Here is a 23,642-nt window from a genome sequence, read left to right as displayed (position 1 = left end):
CCACCGCCGCTCATTAGGACTGGGAACGCCATGCATTGGCGGTCCTCTTGAGGCGTTTGTTATGTGCTTAGAGCCCAAAATCGTTTAAAGTCACACCAAAATAAGGAGTTAAAATTTCTAATTCAAATTGTTCAACTTCATGTTCAGGCACACGCGTAAACGTAGAATTATCATTAGGAGTCCACCATTTGTGTTCACCTGAGTAACTATTGCGATTATTGGAAGCAAAGATGAACTTAAACTCTCTTTCTAACCAACCATCACCATACTTTGAAAATAGATTTGCTGGTCCAATAAACTGGCCAAGAAGGTAAATGCCCTCATTCCCATGAGTGAGGTAAAAATAATCTCCAACATTTGCATTCATAAAATCTTCTGCTTGAGATATAGAGGAAGTACCTTTACTTCGCGTATCTTTATGGACATAAACCAGTCCAGAATTGATAGATTCAATAATATCTCGAAATTCAAACTCACGCGTACCTTGAGATAATTTCCAAAATTTAGGTTGCATTCTTCATCTCCATTAAAATCAGTCACAAAAATTAAAAATCACGTAACATCCTATTAGTGCGCATACGCGGTGCGTCATAAAACTAGTTATAACGCGCACAGTTAACTAGTTGTTTTGCAGAAAATTATCAGTTTTCCATCAATAAAACCATGCAATATTGCACATATATGCAATTCCCCAAACCTATAATCTAATCCCACGTAACAGGCCGGAAACGAGTTGCGACAGTTTGCCGGGGCTGATAGCGTCGTGCACAGTTACGCACATTTGTGTGTGTTAAAGCATTGACACCCTACCCTCGCCGCCCTTACCCTATCGCTGTACTGGCAAAATCCAGTACCCGTGGGCATCTCACTCCCCAGTTTATTTCTCGGCGCATAGACGCCAGCTTGCTGCTGGTTTTTTTGTGCGGCTTCGGCACACCTGCACATGGTGAATTTGCTGCGATTATGCGCAAATACACCTCGCCTATGGTGGGCTGGGCGAGGCAGCTTCGGCTGGCCGTGTTCCGAGGAAACGGTAGTGAGATCCTTGTTCAGTTCACCACCCGAAATCTCACTCGATGGTGAACTCCAAATAATTTCTCGGAGGTCACTATGACCAAACTAACCATTCTATCTAAGGGTATTCGCACTCTTGATAATTTGTATTCGCTGAATGACCTGCATAAAGCCAGCGGGAATGCTGCAAAACACCAACCTAGCCGCTTTCTTCGATTGGACACAACTCAGGAATTAATAGCTGAAATCGCAAGCTACCCAGATCTGGGTAGCACACATAAAGTTGAGAATGGCAAAGGAACTTGGGTATGCAAAGAACTGGTCTACGCCTACGCGATGTGGATTAGCGCCAGGTTTCACCTGCAAGTCATCCGCGCGTTCGAAGCAATCACAAGCCAACCGCAAATTGCGCCGTCCGGTGTCACTCTCACTGCCAAACAAGCCCGATTCTTACAATGTGCCTTTTCGCAGTTCGACGAACTCAAAGCGCGCCACGGAGAAAGCCACCGCCAGTATCAAACCATGCAGCAGCAAATCAACATGATGCGTTCGTTTTGCGATCATATGGAAAGCGAGCTTAAAGTGTTTCGCTCGCAGGTAGATGCGGAAATTGATGCGATTAACCACATCAACTTATACAAGGGAATGGTGTTGGAATATCAAGGCGCCGACGAACTAAAGCGCTTCATTGAGCAAAAACATTGATGAAACTGGCATGAGCCTAGGCAACGAGGTGTTGTTCTAGGCTCAGGTGGATATGAATAAACTCACATTTGGACAAAGACACGTTATAGATAAAAACAATGTATAAAAAATATAGGAGAAGCACCTAACTTGCTTGGTTCTGTAGTGACTTCCCCTGATTTGAGCCTTATTTCTTAAACTGCCAATAAGTGCCATTGCTGTTTTCAACTGGCTCTAATCCAGCTCTTTCAAATGCTCGCTTATGATGATGAATAAGGCTATAAATATCCATCATGACAGGCCGAACTTCAGCAAAAGTTGAGTGGTTAAGGAAACCTACACCAACATTGGTCACATCAATAGTATCAATACCTTCTACGATTACTGGCTCCCCACCTGAATAGCCTGCTCTTGAGTAACCGCCATGTATTGTCTTAGACATCATAAGAGCAACGTCCGTTGAAGAAACATACAAAGTAACTGAGCTGTTTTTACTTACCATTTTAGGGGCGATATCTTTCTTGAAAAGATCAGCATCAATATCAGGGGCGGCCAAAATAATCTCTTTGATTCGGCTCTTTGCCGAAGGAATGTCATCCATAACATCAAGGTATGCCTGTGTAAGTGCACGGGTTCCCATGCTATGAGCAATCAAATAGATGTTTTGGGATGTCGTTTTTTCTAATACTTGGGTAATGAAATTCTTTATGTTGCCCTGAGACCACCTGATGTTATTTTCATCAGTCATATAAGACTTCTCTTTCGCTTGAGATGGCCAACTGTAGAACACTGGTGCACCTTTAAAACTTAGATCATAAGCTATCTGAGCAGTTCTAAGTGCAGCATCCTCAAATGACACATTATATCCATGAATAAAGATAAGAAGATTTTCAGAATCAACAAACTGTGAACGTAACCTGTTAAAATATAGTGACTTATTAAGTATTTCTGTTTTCCTCAACATCAGATGGTCATCTGGATCCTCTGAAAACTCCAGTTTCCAATATGCTGGCCTTTCAATCTCTCCAATCTTGTGACCTTTAGGGATACTAACTTCAGCCACTCCATAGGTTATATCTTTCGATCTTCGTGTCCCAAATGAAGTATTGTTCTCTGTATTATCAACACGTTGGCGATCTGTCGCATAGTACACATCCATAACGACATGATTAGGTCTGTCGTCTGCTGGACCGAATAACTCCATAAGCCAACACATCACCCCCCCACAAGCTTGCGTGACTTCTCCGCCACTAGCAGCACTAGCTTGTCCGGAGCCAGCAGGGCCCGCAGTATCAACTGCCACAACATTAGTATCTTCCGCTGGTCTCGTAGAGTCAGATTGGCTGACACAACCTATAAGAATCAGTCCGGCTAAGAGACTGACGATTAATTTGTTACGCTTCAAAATATAATCCTTTATCTAAGAAATAACTCTGATTGGAAAAGGCCAAATAGTTAGATTGCTGGGCAGGTTACTATATTCCTCCGACTCAGAATAGATTGGCGGATTCTTAAATTGGTTTGAGGCTTCAGCTCTCTTTTACCAAACTCACATACTCATTGAGTTTCAACACTTCGCTCCCCACAAACTCGTTCAGCTCAGTCAGTGAATCGATCAGTGGCAACAGCTCGTTTTTGTGGAACAGCCAGTCCACTTTGTTGAGGTCGAGTGAGGTAATGCTCTCGCGGCGGATGCTCATCAGCTCGATCGGTACGCGGTGCAGCGCCAGCACATCATTCATCGTCTGGTTCTTCACGTCTTTGAACGAGTCTTTCGCTTCCACCTGGCCGATGGGCTTCAGTTCCGGCGCTTTGGTGTCTTTCCCCTTGGCATTCACAAACAGGTTTTTGAACGCCATCCCTTCTTTGGCCTGCAGCTTGTTGCGAATGTCGTTTTCCGTTTCTTTGGTCATGCCCGGCTCGTTCATATACAGCAGGTAACCTGCGTGGGAACCGTTGCGGTAATACTGGCGGCGGAACAGCGTGGCATCGTCGTTGAGCCAAATAGAGGTCAGCCCGCTGACGTGTTGCGGCAGGCCGTACAGCTCCTGCGCCACATCGTATTCAGCCAGGTGAAAAATCTGCCCGTCGCGATAATCAATCCGCCCTTCGTTGCTGTAGGCACGGGGCTTGTAGGTGTAACCCAAATCACCGCGGCGGCGCATGTAGAGCGCCGGAATGTGTCTGATGTGCACCACCTGCCCGAACAGATTGCGCACCACCTGAAAGTAGCCATTGCCAAAGGTGAGGTAGTCCTGAATGAATCGCTTAAGGTCGCGGCGCGGCAGCACGTCGCTCACCGTGACGGCGTACGTCAGCGTGTTACGTTTAAACTCAATCGCGCTCGAATGCATCGGGTTCACGCGCAGCGCTTTGGCCAACGTATCAAGCGCGATCGGCGGCTCGTACAAATCATCAATCAGCGCCACTTCAAGGTAGCTGAGAATATCGCTATTCATCACACTGACCGGGTTAGAAAATTCAATCTCAATCACGTTCTGTCTCCTAGAAGAACGACACCGTGGTGTCATCCTCGCTGTGAATATCAATCGGCTCCCAGTGCATCACATGCATCGAAGCCCAGGCCAGGTCTGCGTGCGAGCCCACCTTGCTGCGGTTGGAAATAAAGGTCACCTGATTGCTGGCTTTGGTGGTCTGCTGGCGGATCATCAGAAAGGAATGCACCAGGTCATCCCATTCCCCGTCGAACTGCAGGCGCCCGTCGTTGATGATTTCACGCGCCTTGTACACCATCATCCGTTTCACTTCCGGCGAGTAATCCAGCTCAATCAGGCTCGGGTAGAACTTGCGCACCAGTTCGGCTACCGCCGACCCGACGCCGCTGACATCAATCGCCAGATGCACCACGTTGTATTTCTCGGTCATGGCTTTAATCGCGAGCGCCTGCTGCTCGTAGCTGGAGCCTTTCAGGCGCGCCCGTTCAATCAGCCGGAACACGCCGCCTTTGCGTTTGGGTTTGAGCGCAACCACCAATCCTGCATCGTCGGAGCCTTCGCCCTGACCGCCGCCGCGCGGGTCATACCCCACCAACACTTCAGCGTTGCCCGCGGGCCGCGCTTTGTTGTGGTCCACGTCCTTCCACAGCGATGAATCGGTTTTACACGCCAGCAGCGCTTTGAGCGCAAAGATGGACGCCGAATCATCCAGAAATACGCAGCGCAGCAGGTTGTCGAATACGGTTTTGTCCGGGTACTTGCGACGCAGTTTCTCCATGTTGAAGAACGTGGCGCCTTTCTCAATCGCGTCATCAATGGTGATGATCTGGCGGAAAATACCATCTACACCCAGTGAGCCGTTCTTGAGCGCTGCGTGGCTGATGTCAATGCCCTGCTCTTTCTTGCCCTGCCACTTCGGATACGCTTCATGCGCCACGGTCGACGGCGTCGAGAGATACGTGGTGCGATACTTATCGTGAATCGACATCCCGCCCGCGTAGTCGTCCAGCTCACCAAATTTGGGGATCCAGAACACTTCATCGAAATAGACATGGCCGTTAAAACCCTGCGATGTGCGGGCGTTGGTAGAGAGGAAGTAAAACGTCGCGCCGTTGGAAAGTTGCAACTCATCTTTGCCTTTGAGCTCGACGTCGCCAATCTCCAGCGCGAAACGGCGGATGTAGTTTTTGAAGATCTCAGACTGTTTGCGCGAGGCCGACAAAAACACCTGGTTGTCACCGTTCAGCACCGCATCCTCAAACGCTTCATAGGCGAAGTAATACGTCAGGCCAATCTGGCGCGATTTGAGGTAAAAGCGGAACTCGTTCAGCTCCGGATTGCACTTGTGGGCGTGAATGTCTTTCTGGTACTCGAAAAACGTCTTCTCTCGAAACTCGTCCAGCACCGTTCGGGTGATGTGCGACACGTCGTTCTTCACCTTGTTCGGCTTGCGGCCGCGCTTGTTGCCTTCGCTGTGACTGCTTGCAGGCCGATGCTGCCGGCTCTCGGCTTCATCGCGTTTGCGCTTCTGGGCCAGCAGCATTTCCAGCTCTTTGAGCTGCTCATCGTGCTTTTGGTCGAGCCACAGCAGATAAGCAATCCGCTGGCGCAGCATCAGCTCTACGGGCGCATCGTCCCGCATCGCTTTCCAGTGAAATTTCGAAATCCATTGCTGGACGGTTCGCACCGCAACGCCCACCGCCTGCGCAACTTCGGCAGGTTTGTACTGACGCAGATACAGGCCAAGCGCTTTGGTTTGGTCTGCGGTGTACATCGGGGAGGATTGCTCAATAGCCAGATTCGTTTTCATGCTGGCAGTGTGCAACAGAGCCCGCCGCGACTCAGCAGAGAGACTTTCTATATCGGGTATCTAGAATCGCCGTGAATACAAAAAGTTAAGGCCATTGGTTAGATTGGAATCATCGAAACGAGAAGAGATATTCCATGTTTAAGTCAGAGCCAATTTGCATTCTGAAAGCTGGCCCCACTGTCGACGGGCGAGATATCCCGCAGAAAGTGATTGACGATATCGCGGAAACGTACAACCCAACCAATTATGCCGCGCGAATCAATGACGACCACTACGACAGTGGCTGGAAAGGCGGCACCGTATTGTCGGTAGAAAAACGCGATGACGAACTGTGGGCTGAAATCAAACCCAACTCTCACCTGCTGCGAAACATCGAAAACGGTCAGTTGCTGCATACCTCATGTGAGTATCAGGAAGATTTCGCGAATAGCGGTAAAGCCTACTTAACCGGACTTGCCTTCACGGACAAACCCGCCTCGCTGGGCACCACGCAAGTGCATTTATCGGCCAAACGCAATGCAAAAAATGTGTTTCTTGTCTGTACCGGTCAAACGGTGAATTACAACGCATTGCATGTTTCACAACCCGACTTGTCCGATGAAGACACGTCGCTGTTTCAAAAATTCAAAAGCTGGCTCAAAGGCGAAAACGTGCCCGAGCAGCTCTCTCACACCGAGGAAGAAGACGACATGAACAAAGAAACCGAAGAGCTGCTGCAGCAACAAATTGAGCAGAACACCAAGCTGAGCGATCAGCTCGGCCAACTGGTGCAGACACTCAGCGCCAAAGAGCAGCCCGCCGAGCCGGAAGTTAAAGACGAGCCGCAGAAAAGCGAGCTGGAAGAAAAGGTTGAAAAGCTCTCTACACAGCTTGGCGAACTGACCACCAAACTGAGCAGCATCACAGATGAGCAGGCGCGCAAACTGGCCGGTCAGGATGCGGAACCCGAACAGTACCTGTAAGCGCCGGCTTTAGTCTCTCACCCCATTTGTATAGGTAAACACATGCAAGAGCATACCAAAAAGAAACTGAGCGCCTACGTTCAGGCGGTCGCGCAGCAAAACGGCGTCGAGAACGCCACCGAGATGTTCAACGTCTCGCCGAACGGCACTCAGCGCATCATCGCGGCCATTCGTGAAAGCAACTGGTTCCTGAACCGAATCAACATCATCACCGTGAAAAACCAGATTGGTGAAGCGATTGGTCTGGGCGTGAGCGGCATGATTGCCAGCCGCACCGACACCTCCGGCGACGGCGAGCGCAAACCGAAAGACTACCACGGCATGAAAGCCATGCCTTACGCCTGCGTGCAGACCAACTTCGACACGGCGATCCGCTATGCCAAGCTCGATGCCTGGGCGCACATGAAGAACTTCAACCAGATTGTCTCCAAACACACCCGCGAGCAGATCGACGCCAACAAAATCACCGTCGGCTGGTTTGGTCAAACCGCGGCCGCGAATACGGATGCCGCCGCCAACCCGAACGGCGAAGACGTCAACAAAGGCTGGTTCCAGGCGATGCGCGAGCACAACGCCGAACGTTTAATCACCGAAGGTGCGGAAGGGTCCGGCGTTATCCAAATTGGTGAAGGCGGCGACTTTGCCAACCTCGATCTGGCGGTTCTAAACCTGAAAAACCTGCTGCATCCGGCGTGCGAAAACGACTCAGACCTGATTGCCATCATCGGCTCTGATTTGCTGGCCTATGAAAAGGCCAAGTTCTACGACGCGCACGGCAATACGCCGACAGAAAAGAGCAAGATTCAGGAGCGTCAGGTCATCGGTACCTATGGCGGCCTGCCGGCCGTATCGGTTCCGGGCTTCCCGTCAACGGGCATCATGGTGACCAGCTACGACAACCTGTCTATCTACATTCAGGAAGACTCGGTGCGCCGCACGGTCGGTAAGAAAAACGACGCCAAAGACCAGATGGAAAACTTTGAGTCGATGAACATGGCATACGTCATCGAGCAGCTTGAAAAAGTGGCGGCGGTCGAGTTCGGCAACGTCAAACTGAAAATCAACGGGGCGTGGGTATAACCGCGCCAGACTGACACCCTCCAATGCAGGCTCTGTCACGTTATCAATCTGGCTCCTACACAGATTGTTATTCGTGCACTGCTGCCTGCATTCCCTCAAAGGTGATGTATGGAATTTATCGGCAATAAAAGTGACGTGTATGCCTCCGAGCTGCCCGCCACGGATAACTTTCCCGCGCTCAAAATCTCAGAGTTTCAGTCTCTGTTTCATTTCCTCAGCAATGAGACAGAGGCAGGCATTCTGCAACAGGCGAAAGTCTCGCGCATTAAGGTGCACCGCGAGCTGGTGAATACCATCGCGCAGTACGAGAACCTTGCCGCGCTCTCAAAGGCCAAGTTCGGTGATGAAGAATCCGGCACCACGCTCTACACCCAGGCGGTGTTTGCGCTGACGGCCAGCGAGCTGATCGGCATCCGCCTCAGCTCCGATGCCACCGCCGAAGCGGCAGAGCGTCAGGAAGCGCTGAGCAGCAAGAAATACCATTGCGAGGTGCAATACCGCCAAGCAGTAGATCTGCTGCTTCACGGGCAGGAAACCTACTGTTTTGAGGTGGTGTGATGAAAGCGCTGCAAAGTTTAACGGACCTGTTCAGACAACACGTAACGGATGCCAAGAACTTCACCGTCTGGGCCGAAGACGGCGCGCTTTTCTGCACTCAGGGCGACAGCGTCGACGGGTTTGAACTCGAGTACACCGCCATCGTGTTTATGCAGGATGTCAGAGTGCAGCCGCACATTCTGATGATGCACTTAGTCTCCTGGATGAATACGCACGACCCGTACCGGATGGAAAAAGGGTTGCCGTTTCCTACCTTCGCCACCGAGCTGTTAGATAACGGCCGCTGCGACATCAAAATCAAGATTGACCTGCGGGAAGCCTTCTCACTGCAAGCCCACCCGCAAGGAAACTGGCAACAACACGGTGAGCGTTTTGAATGCGTGGGCGATTTTGCTGCCCGTGTCGACGAAGACGACCTGAGCGAACTGGTGCTGTTTGTCGGCCATCTGGATGATTTGCCATGAACGAACTCACGCTGAAAACACCGGAGCAGCTCACTCAGGTTGTCGAGCGTCTGGTGCTGACCGCCACGGAAAAACTGGATTTGAACCGGCGCATGGCCAACCGCGCGCGCCAGTTCTTCCGCGCTCAAATCCGCGCGCAGCGGGACATTGAGAATAACCCGTACCAGAGCCGCACGGGTCGCAAGAAAGTGAGCCTGCGAGACCGGACGTCACGCCATACCGTCAACAACAAGAACATGTTGATGGGCCTGTCGAAATCCCTGCGCACGCAGGCCGATGGACACCATTTTGAAGTGGGCCTTGCGGGCGTCGCCGGGCGCATCGGTCAGGAGCACAATCAAGGCAGCCAGCTCTCGTTTACCCCCCGCGTGAATGGCTTCTTCGACAGCAAGACCGGACGCTGGCAAGGCGGGCGGCGGGTCAAACAGAACTATCAGATGCCCCAGCGTACCTTCATTGGCTGGACACCGGTACTTGAGCGCGAGCTGCTCGCCATGGCGGCCGAAGTAATTTTGCAGGACAAATAGCCAGTGTGCTAACAAAGCATTTAAGAGTAATTCCTTACGCTTGGCATTTTCGCTTCGCTCAAGTATAGCCAAGCGTGCGTCACACCTTAATGCGGCGTTAGTTTGCAGGAGGAAAACGCAACTATATCGCAAGATCTAATGGTAAAATCTCAATATTGAAATTGTCGTATCGGCGTTCAATTTCAGTGTTAATTAGCGTGGTAAAAATCCAAAATTGGCATCGTTTTAACGGTTGATTTATTCTTTAGTGCGATGACTTTGGGGTTAGCTGAGTCGAACTTTTTGTTGAAAGTACGCATTGTGAGATTGTCTTTCCAAAAGCAATTTCTGGTGTTGTGAGTTCGCTTTTTGCGGTGCTGTTTGTTCCAAGTGGTTTCATTGAGTAGCCACGTTGAGATTACGCTTGGCTAAAGTACATCAAAGCACATAATAAGGTTTGTTGTTTGCAAAGTTTAAAATAATGCAAAATCAAAACTTTGGTCTGCATACTAACAAACTGCTCAAGAGGAACTCATAACGCGTGGCATTTTTACTATGCGTTGAATTTAGTGATTAAGGTGGTTTGCAGCTGCTTCGGCCTTGCGTTGTTCCCCCCTTAGCAGGGCGTTACGTATATTAAATCCAATCTTGCTCACAATTATATGCAACAAAGTTAGCTATAATTGCTATGACTTTGATAAATAGATGTTATATAAATTGAGCGCCCCATATGAAGCTAACTATGGAGATGAGAAATCTAGTCGTGAGCAAACATGTCACTGTGGTGCAGTTTTTCATGTAAGCATTCCTAGTAAAAAAGGGCACGAAGAGCCAAAAGAGTACTATTGTCCAGAATGTCATTGTGAATATAAAGCACGCGCATCCATGTCTCCAACAGTTACTCTTATTTCAGGACGTACAGATGGAAAAACAGGATTTTATTGATTTTTAATCCATTGAAAATATAAGGTTTTAATATAAAAAGAGCAGGAGCTGTTTGCCTCAAGTGTGGCTCAACAACTAGGCCCTAGAAAGAAAAGATCAAGGGGAAGGATACTCAAGATCTTATTTGTACCGACTGTAAATATACTGGATGGTGGACTGAATTTCAGCAAAAGGCTAATGACGATGAATAAACTCCATTAGCAAATGTGTATTAATGCATATAACAAAGTATTTAAGAGTGATTCCCAACGCTTGGAATTTTTAATTCTGTCATTGGGTTTGGTGTTTATGGTGCAATGGTTTAGTTAGGGTTGTAGCGTTATAACTACTTAACACAGCATCATGTTCCTGTTCTTATTGAATGTGCCCATTCCGATATAACAGGTTAAGAAATAGCATATCACGCATTATTAATTCCTTTTGTTGGAATATGATTTTGGCGATATTCATTAGATCAAAGGGTACAGCGTGCGTCCCTCTCATTGTTTATAAAATGGATTTTGAGGGGATTCGTTAGGCAACTTTGTTACTGATTATCTGGTTGTGTATAATTTTAAATCGTTAATCCGGCGTTGAGATTATCCTTTATTGTGATGACTCTTACTTGTATTAATAATTAATGAGAATCAATCGAGGTTGATGTGAATCAAGACAATTTTAAAACAATTAATCATTTTTATTTAATTTTTATCACATTTGTTCTTATCCAGCCAGTCATCGCATTAGTGGTGGATTTCCCAAGCTCAACCTTTATATTTAAACAAGTAGCTGAGCTGATAAACACCAATTTTATACAGGGTGATGGTCGTTATGTTACAGCCGCAATTAATATTGTAGTTATTACTTTTTTATACATGAAAAAATATCGTGAACTTGCATTAAAGTTTTCCTTAGTCTTATTAGGTTGTGCCATTATTGCTCACTTATTGGTTGGCATACAATTACCCTTCTATGGTGAAGCGCAGACATCCATAGAAAATAACGACTATTATTCTGCCATTAGTGAAGCGATAAGTTATGGTTTTAGTGGGTTAGAGGTCATATTAGAATTTACCCCCAGTGGTTATAAAGTATTTGTGCCTGAGCGTTATGATTTTGGCTTTTCCTTTGCATCATATTTAATTGCCTTTGGGTTAAATTTGGTACTATTAAAATGTAACCGCAATCATTTTTATTTAATTTTTGTCGCATTGGTCCTTATACAGCCAGCCATTGCATTAGTGATGGATTTACCAAGCTCACTTTTTATATTTAAAAAAATGTCTGATCTGCTAAACACTTATTTCATACAGAGTAATGGTCGTTATGTTATAGCTGCAATTAATATTACAGTTATTGCTTTGTTATGCATAAAAAAATATCATATTTTTGCATTGAATTTTTCCCTAGCTTTGTTGAGTTGTGCCATTATTGCTCACTTATTGGTTGGCATACAATTACCCTTCTATGGTGAAGCGCAGACATCTATGTCTGGCATGATCGAAAATGGCGACTATTTCTCTGCCATTTACGAAGCGAGTAAACATGGTTTTAGCCGCGATGATGTCATATTAACCCCCGATGGTTATAGAATGTTTGTACCTGAGCGTTATGATTTTGGTTTTTCTTTTGTGTTATATTTAATTGCATTTGGATTGAATTTGGCATTATTAAAATGGAACCGTAATAGCAAGCCAACGAAGACTAACCCTAAACCAATGAAGATTAAGGTCACTAGTGAGTGATTACCAAAGCTTGGCACTTTCAGTTTAAGTTTCATGCTTTCGCGTTCCTAACCGACGCTTAATACCCACATACAACAACGGCTCCTGAATGATCATAAACCATCACTTTGGAGCCATTGTAACTTTCACGCTGAACCTTCAGCCAAGGCCATCTTTAGCAGGCGCAGACTCTACGAAAATTCCCGCTTTCTCTTTCTTGTTGAAATAATATTCAACTTCTTCTTTGGTATGATGACCTTCGAGTGTGATTGATGTGTCGTCAGCATACTAAATATGAAATTTTCGGTTTTGCTTCGTTCTAATCCACGCAATTAGAACACTCGCAATTGAGGCATAAGGTACCGTGTTGATTAACAGTGATAAGATATCTGGAACGGCTACACTAAAGCGCTTCACCTTTCCCAAGTGGTTTTCAACACTTTCTTTAGTCAACAATTCTGAAAGTTCACTTAAGCCCACTTCAAACGCTCTACAGACACGCTTCGTTAGCTTCACCCGCTTCCTCGGCCTGCCCTTTTGATTACTTTTTGTACCAACAGAATTGGGTAATGATAAAACTGTGAACAGCATTAAACGTTTGCGTAATCGCTAACCTTCACCGAACTCGTTTTTGAGGGTTTCATCACAATAACCCTGTTGTTATAGTAATCATAGAAAACAACCGAACCATTCGAGGCATGGAGCATCCTCACTTATCTCACGACGAGAAGATTGGTACCGACACTGACACTGTTCGGCAAACTTAAAGAGGGTCAAAAAATGGACATGAACATGGTTGAAATCATGGGCTACGCGGCATCAATCGGCGTGGCTATCTCACTTACGATGAAAGACATCGTCAAACTTCGCGTTTTGAACTTTATCGGCTGTGCACTATTTGTTGTGTACGGTTTGATGATTAACGCATGGCCAGTGGTCGCGACCAACGCGTTCATTGCGTGCGTTAACGTATATTTCCTGTTCAAAATGCAGCAAGAAAAGAAGGCTGACAAAGCCGAAGGCGTGCAAAACGCCGCTTAAATAAAAATAAAAAAGACGTGTAAAAAAGCCCGGGCAATTACCCGGGCTTTTACTTTTCCCCGATAACCGCTTCCCCCCTACGAAGAAACGGTCATTCACACAATGGTTGTTACATTACTCTTCTTCGTGATGTAACTCAGCCCATGCTTGCGCACATTTCACCGCGCGTTTCCAACCTTTGTAACGACGTTGACGTTTCTCTTCATCGTGGTGAGGTTCAAAACTGCGATCAATTTCGGCTTTATCTTTCAGCTCTTCCAAGTCATCCCAGAAACCAACAGCCAAGCCCGCCAAATAAGCAGCGCCCAGTGCTGTGACTTCAGTAACTTTCGGACGGTGTACTTCGGTGTCCAGAACATCAGACTGGAACTGCATCAGGAAGTTGTTGGCAACCGCGCCGCCATCCACGCGCAGAGCCGACAGGCGAATGCCTGAGTCTGCCTGCATCGCATCCAGGACGTCACGAGTCTGGTAAGCGATACTTTCCAGCGTTGCACGGATGATGTGGTTAGAGTTCACGCCGCGAGTCAGGCCAACGATGGTGCCACGAGCGTAAGCATCCCAGTATGGCGCGCCAAGGCCAGTAAACGCCGGAACCACGTACACACCGTTTGAGGTATCTACTTTGGTTGCGAAGTATTCTGAATCGTGAGCGTCAGAGATCAGTTTCAGCTCATCACGCAGCCACTGGATAGAAGCGCCGCCCATGAATACTGCACCTTCCAGTGCGTATGCAGGTTCGCCTTTCGGACCACAAGCCAGAGTCGTCAGCAGACCATTTCTTGAAGTCACTTTTTCCTGACCGGTGTTCATCAGCAGGAAGCAACCTGTGCCGTACGTGTTTTTCGCCTGACCAGCTTTAACACACATTTGGCCGTACAGCGCCGCTTGTTGGTCACCCGCAATACCTGCGATTGGAATACGCGTACCGCCTTTACCACCAATGTTGGTTTGGCCGTACACTTCTGAAGAGCGTTTCACTTCTGGCATCATTGCCAGAGGAATGTTGAACTCTTTCAGGATCTTTTCATCCCATTGCAGGGTATTAATGTTAAACAGCATGGTACGTGATGCGTTGGTGTAGTCAGTCACGTGTACGCGACCTTGAGTCATTTTCCACACCAGCCATGTATCAACGGTACCGAACAGCAGTTTGCCCGATTCGGCCGCTTCACGTGCGCCTTCTACGTTATCCAGAATCCATTTGATTTTGGTACCTGAGAAGTATGGGTCCAGAACCAGACCGGTGTTTTCGCGAATGTACGCTTCCAGTCCGTCACGAGATTTCAGCTCTTCACAGATTTCAGCCGTACGGCGACATTGCCATACGATGGCGTTGTAAACCGGTTTGCCTGTTTCTTTATCCCAAACGATGGTGGTTTCACGTTGGTTGGTAATACCAATCGCCGCCACTTCATCGCTGCGGATACCCGATTTGCCCAGTGCTTCAACCAGCGTTGAACTCTGAGTTGCATAGATTTCCATTGGATCATGCTCAACCCAACCCGCTTCTGGGTAGATTTGAGTGAATTCACGCTGAGAAACGCTCACAATATTTGCATCGTGGTCGAGTACAACAGCTCGCGAGCTGGTGGTGCCCTGATCTAATGCAACCACATATTTCTGCTCAGTCATGGTTTATTCCTTATAGTTTCACGTTCTTGCTAACTTCGAATTACTTTCATTTTAGACGTGTGCTTGTTCACTTTCTTCCACGTCATCACACTGGTTCGGGATAGTACAGCCCGTTCCTACGGTTGGAAGATAAACCGCGATAAATTTCGGATATGCCCACGCACCAAAACATGCACCCAAGATTGGCGCTGCAATCGGGACGATGAAATATGGGATGTCTTTGGCGCCGCTCAGTGCATAATCCCAACCGGCCAGGTAAGCGAACAGCTTCGGACCGAAGTCACGCGCTGGGTTCATCGCAAAGCCAGTCAGTGGACCAAGCGAGCCGCCGATGATTGCAATCAGAATACCGATCAACAGTGGGTTCAGCGCATTACGGTGTGCACCGTTGTTTTCGTCGCCCAGTGCCAAAATCGCAAACATCAGTACGGCTGTAATGGTAAATTCGACCGCGAACGCCCCCCCAAACGACAAGGCAGCATTCGGATACGTCGAGAAGATACCCGCAGTGGCCAATGCTTCTTGGCTGCTACGTACAAAATTGTGCGCGATTTCGTAATCGGTAAAAAGGTTGCTGTACAAGCCGTAAACCAATGCTGCCGAGCAGAAGGCACCCAGCACTTGCGCCACAATATAAGGAACCACTTTCGCTTTATCAAAACCATGGAAAGCGGCCAGAGCGATCGTTACCGCGGGATTAATGTGAGCCCCTGAGACACCAGCTGTACAGTAGATGGCGATGGCAACGCCCATGCCCCACATGATACTGATTTCCCATTGACCAAATTGTGCGCTAGTCAGCACGAGTGCTGCCACACAACCCACACCGAAGAAAATCAGCAGTCCGGTGCCGATAAACTCCGCGATACACTCTCCTAAAAGAGTATGTTGTTTTGTTCGAGTCATAAGTAAGAGTCCTGTTTATAGTTATGTACACAAACTTTGTGTGGGGCAAATCTGACACAGAAGAGCACTCTCGAAAATCGAATAAGGAAATTTATGAGCGTTCGAGCACAAATTTGTTAATGTCAAACTCGTTTTTTGTTAATTGGCGCATCATTTTGATCATTTCATCAGTAGGGTTAGTTTTTATCGCGCCATTTTCTAATCAAGATAACCCTAATAAACTGAGCAATTGCTTATTAAACAAGGCATCATACGTTTTCATTTACCAACAACGTTCTTGACTCCGCTTGCACATCAGACCAGCTCGTTAGCGCATTTATTCTTGTTTTCATCGATTTACATGTAACAAATATGTGCCTAACCCTGTTAAATATCAGCAACATTGTTGGTTAATTTCTCCACACCTACACGAAACAATCACCAAAACTATCAATTTAACGCTCGTTCGCGCTTTTGTGAGCAATATATCGAACGTAAATGATAAAAAAAGACATACTAGTTGTAAGTTTATTAAAGTTGCATAAGGTAAAGGTCATGACGGCTTATCAACGAATGGAAACCGACGTTGTCATCATTGGCGGCGGCGCGACTGGCACAGGCATCATGCGAGACTGCGCATTGCGAGGCATCGCGTGCATTCTGTTAGAGAAAGATGACATCGCCTCCGGCACCACGGGTCGTAACCACGGCTTGCTGCATTCAGGCGCACGCTATGCCGTCACTGATGCAGAATCGGCCAAAGAATGCATTCAGGAAAACCAAACGCTCAAACGCATCGCTCGCCATTGTGTGGAAGCGACCGATGGCCTATTCATTACCCTGCCTGAAGACGAACTCAGCTTTCAAGACACCTTTATTCAGGCTTGCGGCAATGCCGGTATCGAAGCGACCCGTTTAACGCCGAAAGAAGCACTCGCGCTTGAACCGAACGTGAACCCGGCGCTAATCGGTGCGGTGAAAGTGCCCGACGGCACGCTGGATCCGTTCCGTTTGTGTGCCTCAAACGTCCTTGATGCCAAAGAGCACGGCGCGCGCATGTTCAACCGCACCATCGTCACCAGCTTAATTCGCCAAGGCGATACCATACTCGGTGTACGCTGTTTGCAATTGGGCACCAACCAACAGTTTGAAATCTTTGCCAAAGAAGTGATCAACGCCGCGGGCATTTGGGGACAACATATCTGCGAATATGCCGACCTCAACATCAAGATGTTCCCTGCTAAAGGCTCACTGTTGATCCTCGATTACCGCATCAATAACTTGGTGATCAACCGTTGCCGTAAACCTTCCGATGCCGACATTCTGGTGCCCGGTGACACCATTTCACTTATCGGCACCACATCCGAACACATTGATTACGACCAGATCGACAACTTGCACGTGACCGAACGTGACGTGGATGTGCTGTTGGCAGAAGGCGCGAAACTTGCGCCGATCATGGCCAATACGCGCGTGCTGCGTGCCTACGCGGGGGTACGTCCTTTGGTATCGGTAGATGACGATGGCAGTGGCCGGAATATCAGCCGCGGCATCGTTTTGCTCGATCACCAAGAGCGCGACGGCCTCAAAGGCCTCACCACCATTACTGGCGGCAAACTGATGACCTACCGCTTAATGGCGGAATGGGCGACCGACTTAGTGGCGAAGAAACTGGGCAATACCCAAGCGTGCGAAACCCACACGCGCCCACTGCCGGGGTCAAACGAAACGCCAAAAGCCATCAAGAAAACCGCCAGCATCGCCAAACCGGTGTATGAATCCGCCATTTATCGCCATGGTGAACGCGCCACGCAGTTTTTATCTGACGATGCCAAGAGCCAAGCGATTATTTGTGAATGTGAAATGGTCACCGCGGGCGAAATTGAATACGCGATTAAACAGCTCGACGTCAACAACTTGGTCGATCTGCGCCGCCGCACACGCTTAGGCATGGGTCCTTGTCAGGGCGAGCTGTGCAGCTACCGTGCGGCCAGCCTGTTTTCCGAATATGGTCAGGTCGATGGCTGTCAATCGAGCGAATTGTTGGTCGATTTTCTGGAAGAGCGCTGGAAAGGCATCAAACCCATTTTCTGGGGGGATGCGCTGCGCGAAGCGGAATTCAGCTATTGGATTTACGAAGGATTACTCGGTGCCAGTGACCTGCCCCAGCCCGCTCAATCAGAACACCCTCAAGCAGAACAACAAAAACAGGAGGCGGAATTATGATGCATTATGATGTGGCCGTGATCGGCGGCGGCATTGCGGGTTATACCGCTGCAATTCGCAGCCTGCAAGCTGGCAAAAAAACCGTGCTCATCAATCAAGGCCAAAGCGCGTTGCATTTCTCTTCCGGCTCCATTGATGTGCTGGCGAAATTGCCAGATGGCAGCGCGGTCACCCACCCGTTTGATGCCCTCGACGCATTGCAGCAACAAGCGCCGTCCCATCCGTACAACACGGTGGGTCGCAGCACGCTGCAAAAAGGGCTGGAATGGTTTCGTCAAACGCTCGCCACCGCGAACGTGCCGCTATCGCATCAAGATGATTTGGCCAATCACGGGCGCATCACGCCGCTTGGCACACTCAAAGCGACTTGGCTATCGCAGCCATTTGTTTACCAACACCGCCAAGAAGTTTCGTTTGAGCGTATTGTGGTGGTTTCGATCGATGGCTATCGCGATTTTCAGCCACAAATGCTGAAAGATAACCTTCACCAGCATCCCGATTTTCAAGGTGTGCCGATTCACACGGTCACCCTGTCGATTCCGGGGTTTGACGGATACCGCCGCAACCCAAATGAGCTGCGCTCAATCGACATTGCACGTTTGCTAAAACACGATGCCGCGTGGACTGCGCTATGCGATGGTTTGATGCGTGCAGCCAATCGCAACGACTTGGTGATCATGCCCGCGATCATGGGCAACGGCGATGGCCTGACGCTGCTCACGAAGCTACGCGACACCACGCAACTGCAATTTCACGAAGTGCCAACCATGCCGCCATCGCTGCTGGGTATTCGCATTGAAGAGGCGCTCAGTCGCACCTTCCTGCTGCTGGGTGGCATTCATCTCAAAGGCGACAAAGTGGTCAACGGCACGTTTGACGGCGAGCGTCTGGTCAGCCTGCAAACGCAAAACCTGCGCGACATGGCCATCAGCGCTGACGACTACATCATGGCAACCGGCAGCTATTTCAGCCAAGGGTTGCATGCCGAGCAACACGCCATCCAAGAACCGATCTTTGGCTTGCAAGTGACGCATAAACCAGCGCGCGTTGATTGGCGCAATCCGGCCTTCTTTGCCGACCGTTCACACCCTTTTATGGCATTCGGTGTCGAAACCAACGCGCAGCTGAACCCACAGCGCAACGGCGTCACCATTAAAAACTTGTACTGCTGCGGCTCCATGTTGTCGGGTTACGATCCCGTGTTTGAAGGGTGCGGTGGCGGCGTCGCGATTGGCACCGCCTACCACGCCATCATGCAATGCCTAGAACCTCAATTGTCAGCGTCTCACCCTAACCCATTCGATCAGGAGGTGCTCGCATGAACGCGCCATTTTCAAAAGCTGCTCCTCTGAATACCAGCTTTGACCAATGTATTAAATGCACCGTCTGCACGGTGTACTGCCCCGTTGCAAAAGCCAACCCAGATTACCCAGGCCCGAAACAGTGCGGGCCGGATGGCGAGCGCCTGCGCATTAAAAACCCGGAATATTACGACGAAGCGCTTAAATACTGCACCAACTGCAAACGCTGCGAAACCGCATGTCCTTCTGGGGTGAAAATCGGCGACATCATCGCCGTCGCGCGGGGTAAACATGGCAAGAAACCGCTCAATCCGAAACTGATGCGTGACTACGTGCTGAGCCACACCGACCTGTTCGGCTCACTGGCCACGCCATTTGCACCAGTGGTGAACTTCGCCACATCGATGCCATTGGTGAAAAAAATCATGCACAAAACCATCGGCGTGCATGACCACAAAGCGTTGCCGAAATACTCGCACGGCACGTTCCGTCGCTGGTTTAAACAAAATTGCACCAGCCAGCCGCTGTATCAACGCCAAGTCACCTACTTTCATGGCTGCTACGTCAACTACAACCACCCACAATTGGGCAAAGATCTGGTGAAGGTGTTGAATGCGATGAATATTGGCGTGCGCTTGCTGAACAACGAGAAATGCTGCGGCGTGCCTTTGATTGCCAACGGTTTTCATGACAAAGCGCGTAAAAACGCATTGCTGAACGTGAAGAACATGGAAACTGCGGTCAATGAATATCACACCAAAGTGATTTCAACCTCCTCAACTTGCTCGTTCACGCTGCAACAGGAATACCCGCATGTGCTCGGCGTCGATAACAGCCAAGTGTCCAACGACATTGAATACGTCACGCGCTTCCTGCTGAAAGAGTTTATGAATGGCAATGCGCCGAAAATGAAACCGGTCAACCTCAAAGTGGTTTATCACACGCCTTGTCACTTGGAACGCAGTGGCAACGTGATGTTTACCATTGAGTTGCTGCGCATGATTCCGGGCCTAGAACTGATTGTCCTCGATAGCGAATGCTGCGGTTTGGCGGGCACGTACGGCTTTAAAGAAGAGAACTATGACGTGTCGATGAAAATCGGCTCGCACCTGTTTGACTCGATCAAAGCCTCCGATGCAGATTTCGCGATCACCGACTGCGAAACCTGTAAATGGCAAATCGAAGAGAACACCGCGCTGGAAACCATTCACCCCGTCAGCTTGCTAGCGCAAGCACTGGCTTAGTCTTCCAACCCCAAAAAGGCGTCTTCAAAGAAAGTCGTTTCAACGCTCAACGTACAAAAAAGCGGGCATTGCCCGCTTTTCTTCTGCCACTTTCGCTTTTAGTTTGCTGCTGTCTATCGAACCACAGCATGGCGAAGGCTGTCTACCTAACGAATGGTTACGTCAGATAAGCGATACCAGCCCGATGCCTGCAACCCTTCATTGGCCAGATTCACTTCTGCCTCAGCATGGCGATCGACCAAGGCCAACTCAAGGTAGTAATGGCCGGTGGGGATCGTTTCAGGCAAAGTGAAACTGCTAGAGGTCGCGTGTTCGCCCGGCAACCAACGCATAACATCTGCGGTTGAGACGTTGAAAAACGCGGTTTCTTCGTCCTCATTCACCAATCGATACGCCAGATAATGGTGCTGATACGGTGGCGCGTTCCCTTCGTTCACAAGCAAGGCCTGAACCGTCATGGTCGCGCCCGGCGTCAATTCAGCAGGGTGCACCAGTGTGTCTACACGCAGACGATAGCCAATTTGAGTCAACGCATCGTCCAACAAATCACGATACTGAGTCGGCACCACGTGCGATTTCAGGTTCAATGTCGAAGCGTGCTGCGCAATCGCCCAATCCAAGCTCGCTTTCACTTGCTCACGGGTGTAATTGTACTTGCTCCACCATTCCGACATATTGCCGCACGTTTCCAAGGAAATTGGCGCGGTTTGCCATGCCTGATTGAACTTGGCATAGGTTTGCTGAGCCATGGCAAGACGATAAGGATAGTCGTCAACCATATGGCTCCATGTGTCGGAGAAGTTATGCCAGTCGCCCCAGCAGTCTGCGCGCCAACCTGCGCCCTTCTCAACCGCGTAAGCCAAGCTGTTTTCGCCACTGATTAACATCACTTTAGGCGTGTTGGGAAACGCCGCAAAATGCATGTCGATCAACTTATTCAAATCATTGTCACTGTAGCGCTGATGCAACGGCTCCAGCTCAGTAAAGTTACTGTTGTGCCATTCCCCCCAAGAGCCAACCATGCCGATATCGATGTGACTCAAGTTGGTGTTGCCGTCGTAACGCTGACCAAACGCATTGAGCAGTTTTTCCACATAATGCAGATACAAGCTGTCATCGAGATCCGGCACGAAGGTTTTGCCATCGGACGTCCAGTTCCCACGAATGCCTTTTTTAATCAGCCAATCTGGAATTTTGCTGCCGCTTTCAGGGCCGTCTGCCGTCATAAAACGCAGCGCCACCATTTGTGATGGCAACGCGGCACGGTTTTGCGCTAACAAACGGTCAACCATACCAAAGGCGTATTCGCCCTCTTCCGGCTCCAAATCGGTCCAGTAAAAACGAAAGTAATCCACGCCAGACTCGGGATAGAGCTCCAGCGGCAGTGGCACTTCCCAGTTGTTATGAAACGTTTCAACCCCGATGCCCGGGTTGGTGATCGGCCCCGACAATGCCGCCGGATGCACGGTGATTTTCTGCTCATCACGCGATACCGACGCAGTCGATGACGACGACGCATTCTTGCTCTCCGCCTGACACGCTGAAAGCGGTAACATCATCAGCAAAACCAAACCCGCTTGACTGGCCAAATTCAGCCGACACGCTGCTGTTCGTTGTTTCATTGCATTAACCCTTTAAACCAATCCCAAATCCCGAGTGAGTAGTTGGGAAAAATATCAATGCCCATGGCGGATTTGATCAAATACAGCGCAAGGAATGACAAACCCAACAGCGCGAGCAGCCCGACAATCATCAAGGATGTCACGACAAAATTCGCCCATTTGGATTCCGACGGGCGCAGTTGATGACGGCGATCGCGCCCCATCAACAACACCAGGTAATACCGTTTACCAAACCAAGGTAAACTCTTGCGTACATCAACGCCGTGACGATGTACCAAGCCCACGCTTTTGATCGCGTGTTCAATCGCTTGTTTCTGTGTATCGGTGAGCTCTGCTGCCACTTGTTCATCAAGCGCATGATAGAACTGCGTCACCGTTTTGTTCTCTTTTACGGGTGTTGACACTTATTGCCCCACAACTTTTTGATACACCTGCATGGTTTGCTGCGCGATTTTTTCCCAGTCGTATTTGGCTAGGTACTCGGCGTAGTCCACACGGGCTTCTTCACTTAATGCACTCAGTTTTTCACCTAATGCAGCCACATTGCCAACTGGGAAATAACAGGTTGGATCCAAGGCCACTTCCGTGTTCGCCGGAATGTCACTCACCAGCGCAGGCAGCGAGAAGGACATGGCTTCAAGCAATGCAATCGGCAACCCCTCGTGATAAGACGGCATCACAAACAGTCGCGCTTGCGAAAATACCGCTTTGAGTGCGTCCCCTTTGAGAAAACCGGTCATGATCACGCCCGGCGTGCTACGCGCTTTCTCTTTCAGCGCAGCGCTGTAAGGGGTTTCATGGTCAGTATCGCCCACCAGCACCAAAGGCATGCTGAGTCCGGATTCACGATAAGCATCAATCAAATCATGAAAGCCTTTTTCCTCGACGAAGCGGCCTACGGCCACCAAGTAGTTTTGCGCCGTCAACTGATACTCACCCAACGTGGCGTTGATACTTTCGGCGCTGAGCGCCTCAGGCGCAAGCACGCCGTTGTAGATCAAGTTGGCGTCGAAACGCTGATATTTTTGCTGCAAAATGCGATTAATGACTTCGGAAATCACAATCACTTCATTGGCCCATTTCGCGGCAAATTTTTCGCCAAGCATCAAAATCTTCTTGGCAAATCCGCCCCATTTCTGACGGTCATAATCTGGGCCGTGATGGGTAAACACCACTTTTTTGCCCAACAAACGCAGCAGCGGCACGACTAAACCCGGGCCGATGGCGTGCACATGCACCACATCCGAACCATCAAACAGGGTCGAAAACGCAGCCAAGGTCGAATGCACAATCGCTTCCAGCGACTTTTTCTTCGGCGCCCAAATGGCTTTGGTTTGCACGCCCAAATAACTGGAGCGTTTGTATGGCACATACGGCGAACGCGCGATCACACAAACTTCCACCCCAAACTGTTTCACCAATTCAGGATAAAGATGCTGACAATGGGTTTCGACGCCCCCCAACACATCGGGAATGCCCCGCGTGCCCAATACAGTAATTTTCATG

General features: G+C 49.1%; 20 protein-coding genes. 11 read left to right on the top strand and 9 right to left on the bottom strand.

Annotation, left to right across the window (positions count from 1 at the left end):
• Window positions 1-67: 67 nt before the first annotated feature.
• On the bottom strand, window positions 68-514 hold the full coding sequence (locus ACF8PK_RS13685; protein ID WP_392441794.1) for a hypothetical protein: 447 nt from the start codon (window positions 512-514) through the stop codon (window positions 68-70).
• 596 nt (window positions 515-1,110) lie between these two features.
• Here ACF8PK_RS13685 and ACF8PK_RS13680 point away from each other — a divergent pair.
• Window positions 1,111-1,719: a KilA-N domain-containing protein gene (locus ACF8PK_RS13680; RefSeq protein WP_392441792.1), complete on the top strand. Its 609-nt coding sequence runs from the start codon at window positions 1,111-1,113 to the stop codon at window positions 1,717-1,719.
• A gap of 166 nt (window positions 1,720-1,885) precedes the next feature.
• Here ACF8PK_RS13680 and ACF8PK_RS13675 read toward each other — a convergent pair whose 3' ends face one another.
• From ACF8PK_RS13675 to ACF8PK_RS13665, 3 genes are all read right to left on the bottom strand, one after another.
• Entirely contained in the window at window positions 1,886-3,103 is a 1,218-nt protein-coding gene (locus ACF8PK_RS13675) for an alpha/beta fold hydrolase (RefSeq protein ID WP_222735334.1), read from the bottom strand.
• 124 nt (window positions 3,104-3,227) lie between these two features.
• Complete coding sequence (locus ACF8PK_RS13670) at window positions 3,228-4,193, bottom strand: phage portal protein (protein WP_392441789.1); 966 nt, start codon at window positions 4,191-4,193, stop codon at window positions 3,228-3,230.
• Window positions 4,194-4,203: 10 nt separating this feature from the next.
• On the bottom strand, window positions 4,204-5,928 hold the full coding sequence (locus tag ACF8PK_RS13665) for a terminase large subunit domain-containing protein (protein WP_392441837.1): 1,725 nt from the start codon (window positions 5,926-5,928) through the stop codon (window positions 4,204-4,206).
• Window positions 5,929-6,098: 170 nt separating this feature from the next.
• Between ACF8PK_RS13665 and ACF8PK_RS13660 the strand changes: the two genes are divergently transcribed.
• The 7 genes from ACF8PK_RS13660 to ACF8PK_RS13630 all read left to right on the top strand — a co-directional run bounded on the left by ACF8PK_RS13660 (window position 6,099) and on the right by ACF8PK_RS13630 (window position 13,223).
• A complete protein-coding gene (locus ACF8PK_RS13660) occupies window positions 6,099-6,926 on the top strand; it encodes a GPO family capsid scaffolding protein (RefSeq protein WP_014257441.1) in 828 nt (275 codons plus the stop codon).
• 42 nt (window positions 6,927-6,968) lie between these two features.
• Window positions 6,969-8,006: a phage major capsid protein, P2 family gene (locus tag ACF8PK_RS13655; protein ID WP_392441787.1), complete on the top strand. Its 1,038-nt coding sequence runs from the start codon at window positions 6,969-6,971 to the stop codon at window positions 8,004-8,006.
• Window positions 8,007-8,114: 108 nt separating this feature from the next.
• A complete protein-coding gene (locus ACF8PK_RS13650; RefSeq protein WP_014257443.1) occupies window positions 8,115-8,564 on the top strand; it encodes a head completion/stabilization protein in 450 nt (149 codons plus the stop codon).
• A complete protein-coding gene (locus ACF8PK_RS13645; protein WP_158141821.1) occupies window positions 8,564-9,028 on the top strand; it encodes a phage tail protein in 465 nt (154 codons plus the stop codon). Before ACF8PK_RS13650 ends, ACF8PK_RS13645 begins: the two co-directional genes overlap by 1 nt.
• Window positions 9,025-9,555: a phage virion morphogenesis protein gene (locus ACF8PK_RS13640; RefSeq protein ID WP_392441784.1), complete on the top strand. Its 531-nt coding sequence runs from the start codon at window positions 9,025-9,027 to the stop codon at window positions 9,553-9,555. The genes ACF8PK_RS13645 and ACF8PK_RS13640 overlap by 4 nt, the downstream gene beginning before the upstream one ends.
• 1,565 nt (window positions 9,556-11,120) lie before the next feature.
• Window positions 11,121-12,203 carry a hypothetical protein gene (locus tag ACF8PK_RS13635; protein WP_392441782.1) on the top strand — a complete coding sequence of 361 codons (1,083 nt, stop codon included), beginning with the start codon at window positions 11,121-11,123 and terminating at the stop codon, window positions 12,201-12,203.
• Window positions 12,204-12,962: 759 nt separating this feature from the next.
• A complete protein-coding gene (locus ACF8PK_RS13630; protein WP_004726851.1) occupies window positions 12,963-13,223 on the top strand; it encodes a YgjV family protein in 261 nt (86 codons plus the stop codon).
• 114 nt (window positions 13,224-13,337) lie between these two features.
• Here the strand turns inward: ACF8PK_RS13630 and glpK are convergent, their stop codons facing one another.
• On the bottom strand, window positions 13,338-14,858 hold the full coding sequence (glpK, locus tag ACF8PK_RS13625; protein WP_392441780.1) for a glycerol kinase GlpK: 1,521 nt from the start codon (window positions 14,856-14,858) through the stop codon (window positions 13,338-13,340).
• A 51-nt stretch (window positions 14,859-14,909) separates the two neighbouring features.
• Window positions 14,910-15,764, bottom strand: coding sequence for an MIP/aquaporin family protein (locus ACF8PK_RS13620; protein WP_004726853.1), 855 nt, complete (start codon window positions 15,762-15,764; stop codon window positions 14,910-14,912).
• Window positions 15,765-16,298: 534 nt separating this feature from the next.
• Between ACF8PK_RS13620 and glpA the strand changes: the two genes are divergently transcribed.
• From glpA to glpC, 3 genes are read left to right on the top strand one after another with little or no spacing between them, the layout of a single operon-like run.
• Window positions 16,299-17,969, top strand: coding sequence for an anaerobic glycerol-3-phosphate dehydrogenase subunit A (glpA, locus tag ACF8PK_RS13615; protein WP_014257457.1), 1,671 nt, complete (start codon window positions 16,299-16,301; stop codon window positions 17,967-17,969).
• On the top strand, window positions 17,966-19,291 hold the full coding sequence (gene glpB / locus ACF8PK_RS13610) for a glycerol-3-phosphate dehydrogenase subunit GlpB (RefSeq protein ID WP_392441777.1): 1,326 nt from the start codon (window positions 17,966-17,968) through the stop codon (window positions 19,289-19,291). The genes glpA and glpB overlap by 4 nt, the downstream gene beginning before the upstream one ends.
• Window positions 19,288-20,514 (top strand): anaerobic glycerol-3-phosphate dehydrogenase subunit GlpC, encoded by a 1,227-nt coding sequence (gene glpC / locus ACF8PK_RS13605; protein WP_004726856.1) that lies wholly within the window; start codon window positions 19,288-19,290, stop codon window positions 20,512-20,514. Before glpB ends, glpC begins: the two co-directional genes overlap by 4 nt.
• A gap of 146 nt (window positions 20,515-20,660) precedes the next feature.
• Here glpC and ACF8PK_RS13600 read toward each other — a convergent pair whose 3' ends face one another.
• From ACF8PK_RS13600 to ACF8PK_RS13590, 3 genes are read right to left on the bottom strand one after another with little or no spacing between them, the layout of a single operon-like run.
• Window positions 20,661-22,136: a DUF4832 domain-containing protein gene (locus ACF8PK_RS13600; protein ID WP_154179796.1), complete on the bottom strand. Its 1,476-nt coding sequence runs from the start codon at window positions 22,134-22,136 to the stop codon at window positions 20,661-20,663.
• Window positions 22,133-22,540 (bottom strand): hypothetical protein, encoded by a 408-nt coding sequence (locus ACF8PK_RS13595; RefSeq protein ID WP_014257462.1) that lies wholly within the window; start codon window positions 22,538-22,540, stop codon window positions 22,133-22,135. Before ACF8PK_RS13595 ends, ACF8PK_RS13600 begins: the two co-directional genes overlap by 4 nt.
• Complete coding sequence (locus tag ACF8PK_RS13590; protein ID WP_014257463.1) at window positions 22,541-23,641, bottom strand: glycosyltransferase family 4 protein; 1,101 nt, start codon at window positions 23,639-23,641, stop codon at window positions 22,541-22,543.
• Window position 23,642: the final 1 nt, after the last annotated feature.

The sequence above is a fragment of the Vibrio sp. CJQ_6 genome, assembly GCF_043106745.1.
GTDB lineage: Bacteria > Pseudomonadota > Gammaproteobacteria > Enterobacterales > Vibrionaceae > Vibrio > Vibrio furnissii.
This window is presented reverse-complemented; position numbering and strand designations above follow the sequence as displayed.

Coding starts and splice junctions, on each gene's coding strand:
- ACF8PK_RS13685 (WP_392441794.1), bottom strand. CDS start 514: ATGCAACCTAAATTTTGGAAATTATCTCAAGGTACGCGTGAGTTTGAA.
- ACF8PK_RS13680 (WP_392441792.1), top strand. CDS start 1,111: ATGACCAAACTAACCATTCTATCTAAGGGTATTCGCACTCTTGATAAT.
- ACF8PK_RS13665 (WP_392441837.1), bottom strand. CDS start 5,928: ATGTACACCGCAGACCAAACCAAAGCGCTTGGCCTGTATCTGCGTCAG.
- ACF8PK_RS13660 (WP_014257441.1), top strand. CDS start 6,099: ATGTTTAAGTCAGAGCCAATTTGCATTCTGAAAGCTGGCCCCACTGTC.
- ACF8PK_RS13655 (WP_392441787.1), top strand. CDS start 6,969: ATGCAAGAGCATACCAAAAAGAAACTGAGCGCCTACGTTCAGGCGGTC.
- ACF8PK_RS13650 (WP_014257443.1), top strand. CDS start 8,115: ATGGAATTTATCGGCAATAAAAGTGACGTGTATGCCTCCGAGCTGCCC.
- ACF8PK_RS13645 (WP_158141821.1), top strand. CDS start 8,564: ATGAAAGCGCTGCAAAGTTTAACGGACCTGTTCAGACAACACGTAACG.
- ACF8PK_RS13640 (WP_392441784.1), top strand. CDS start 9,025: ATGAACGAACTCACGCTGAAAACACCGGAGCAGCTCACTCAGGTTGTC.
- ACF8PK_RS13630 (WP_004726851.1), top strand. CDS start 12,963: ATGGACATGAACATGGTTGAAATCATGGGCTACGCGGCATCAATCGGC.
- glpK (WP_392441780.1), bottom strand. CDS start 14,858: ATGACTGAGCAGAAATATGTGGTTGCATTAGATCAGGGCACCACCAGC.
- ACF8PK_RS13620 (WP_004726853.1), bottom strand. CDS start 15,764: ATGACTCGAACAAAACAACATACTCTTTTAGGAGAGTGTATCGCGGAG.
- glpA (WP_014257457.1), top strand. CDS start 16,299: ATGACGGCTTATCAACGAATGGAAACCGACGTTGTCATCATTGGCGGC.
- glpB (WP_392441777.1), top strand. CDS start 17,966: ATGATGCATTATGATGTGGCCGTGATCGGCGGCGGCATTGCGGGTTAT.
- glpC (WP_004726856.1), top strand. CDS start 19,288: ATGAACGCGCCATTTTCAAAAGCTGCTCCTCTGAATACCAGCTTTGAC.
- ACF8PK_RS13600 (WP_154179796.1), bottom strand. CDS start 22,136: ATGAAACAACGAACAGCAGCGTGTCGGCTGAATTTGGCCAGTCAAGCG.
- ACF8PK_RS13590 (WP_014257463.1), bottom strand. CDS start 23,641: ATGAAAATTACTGTATTGGGCACGCGGGGCATTCCCGATGTGTTGGGG.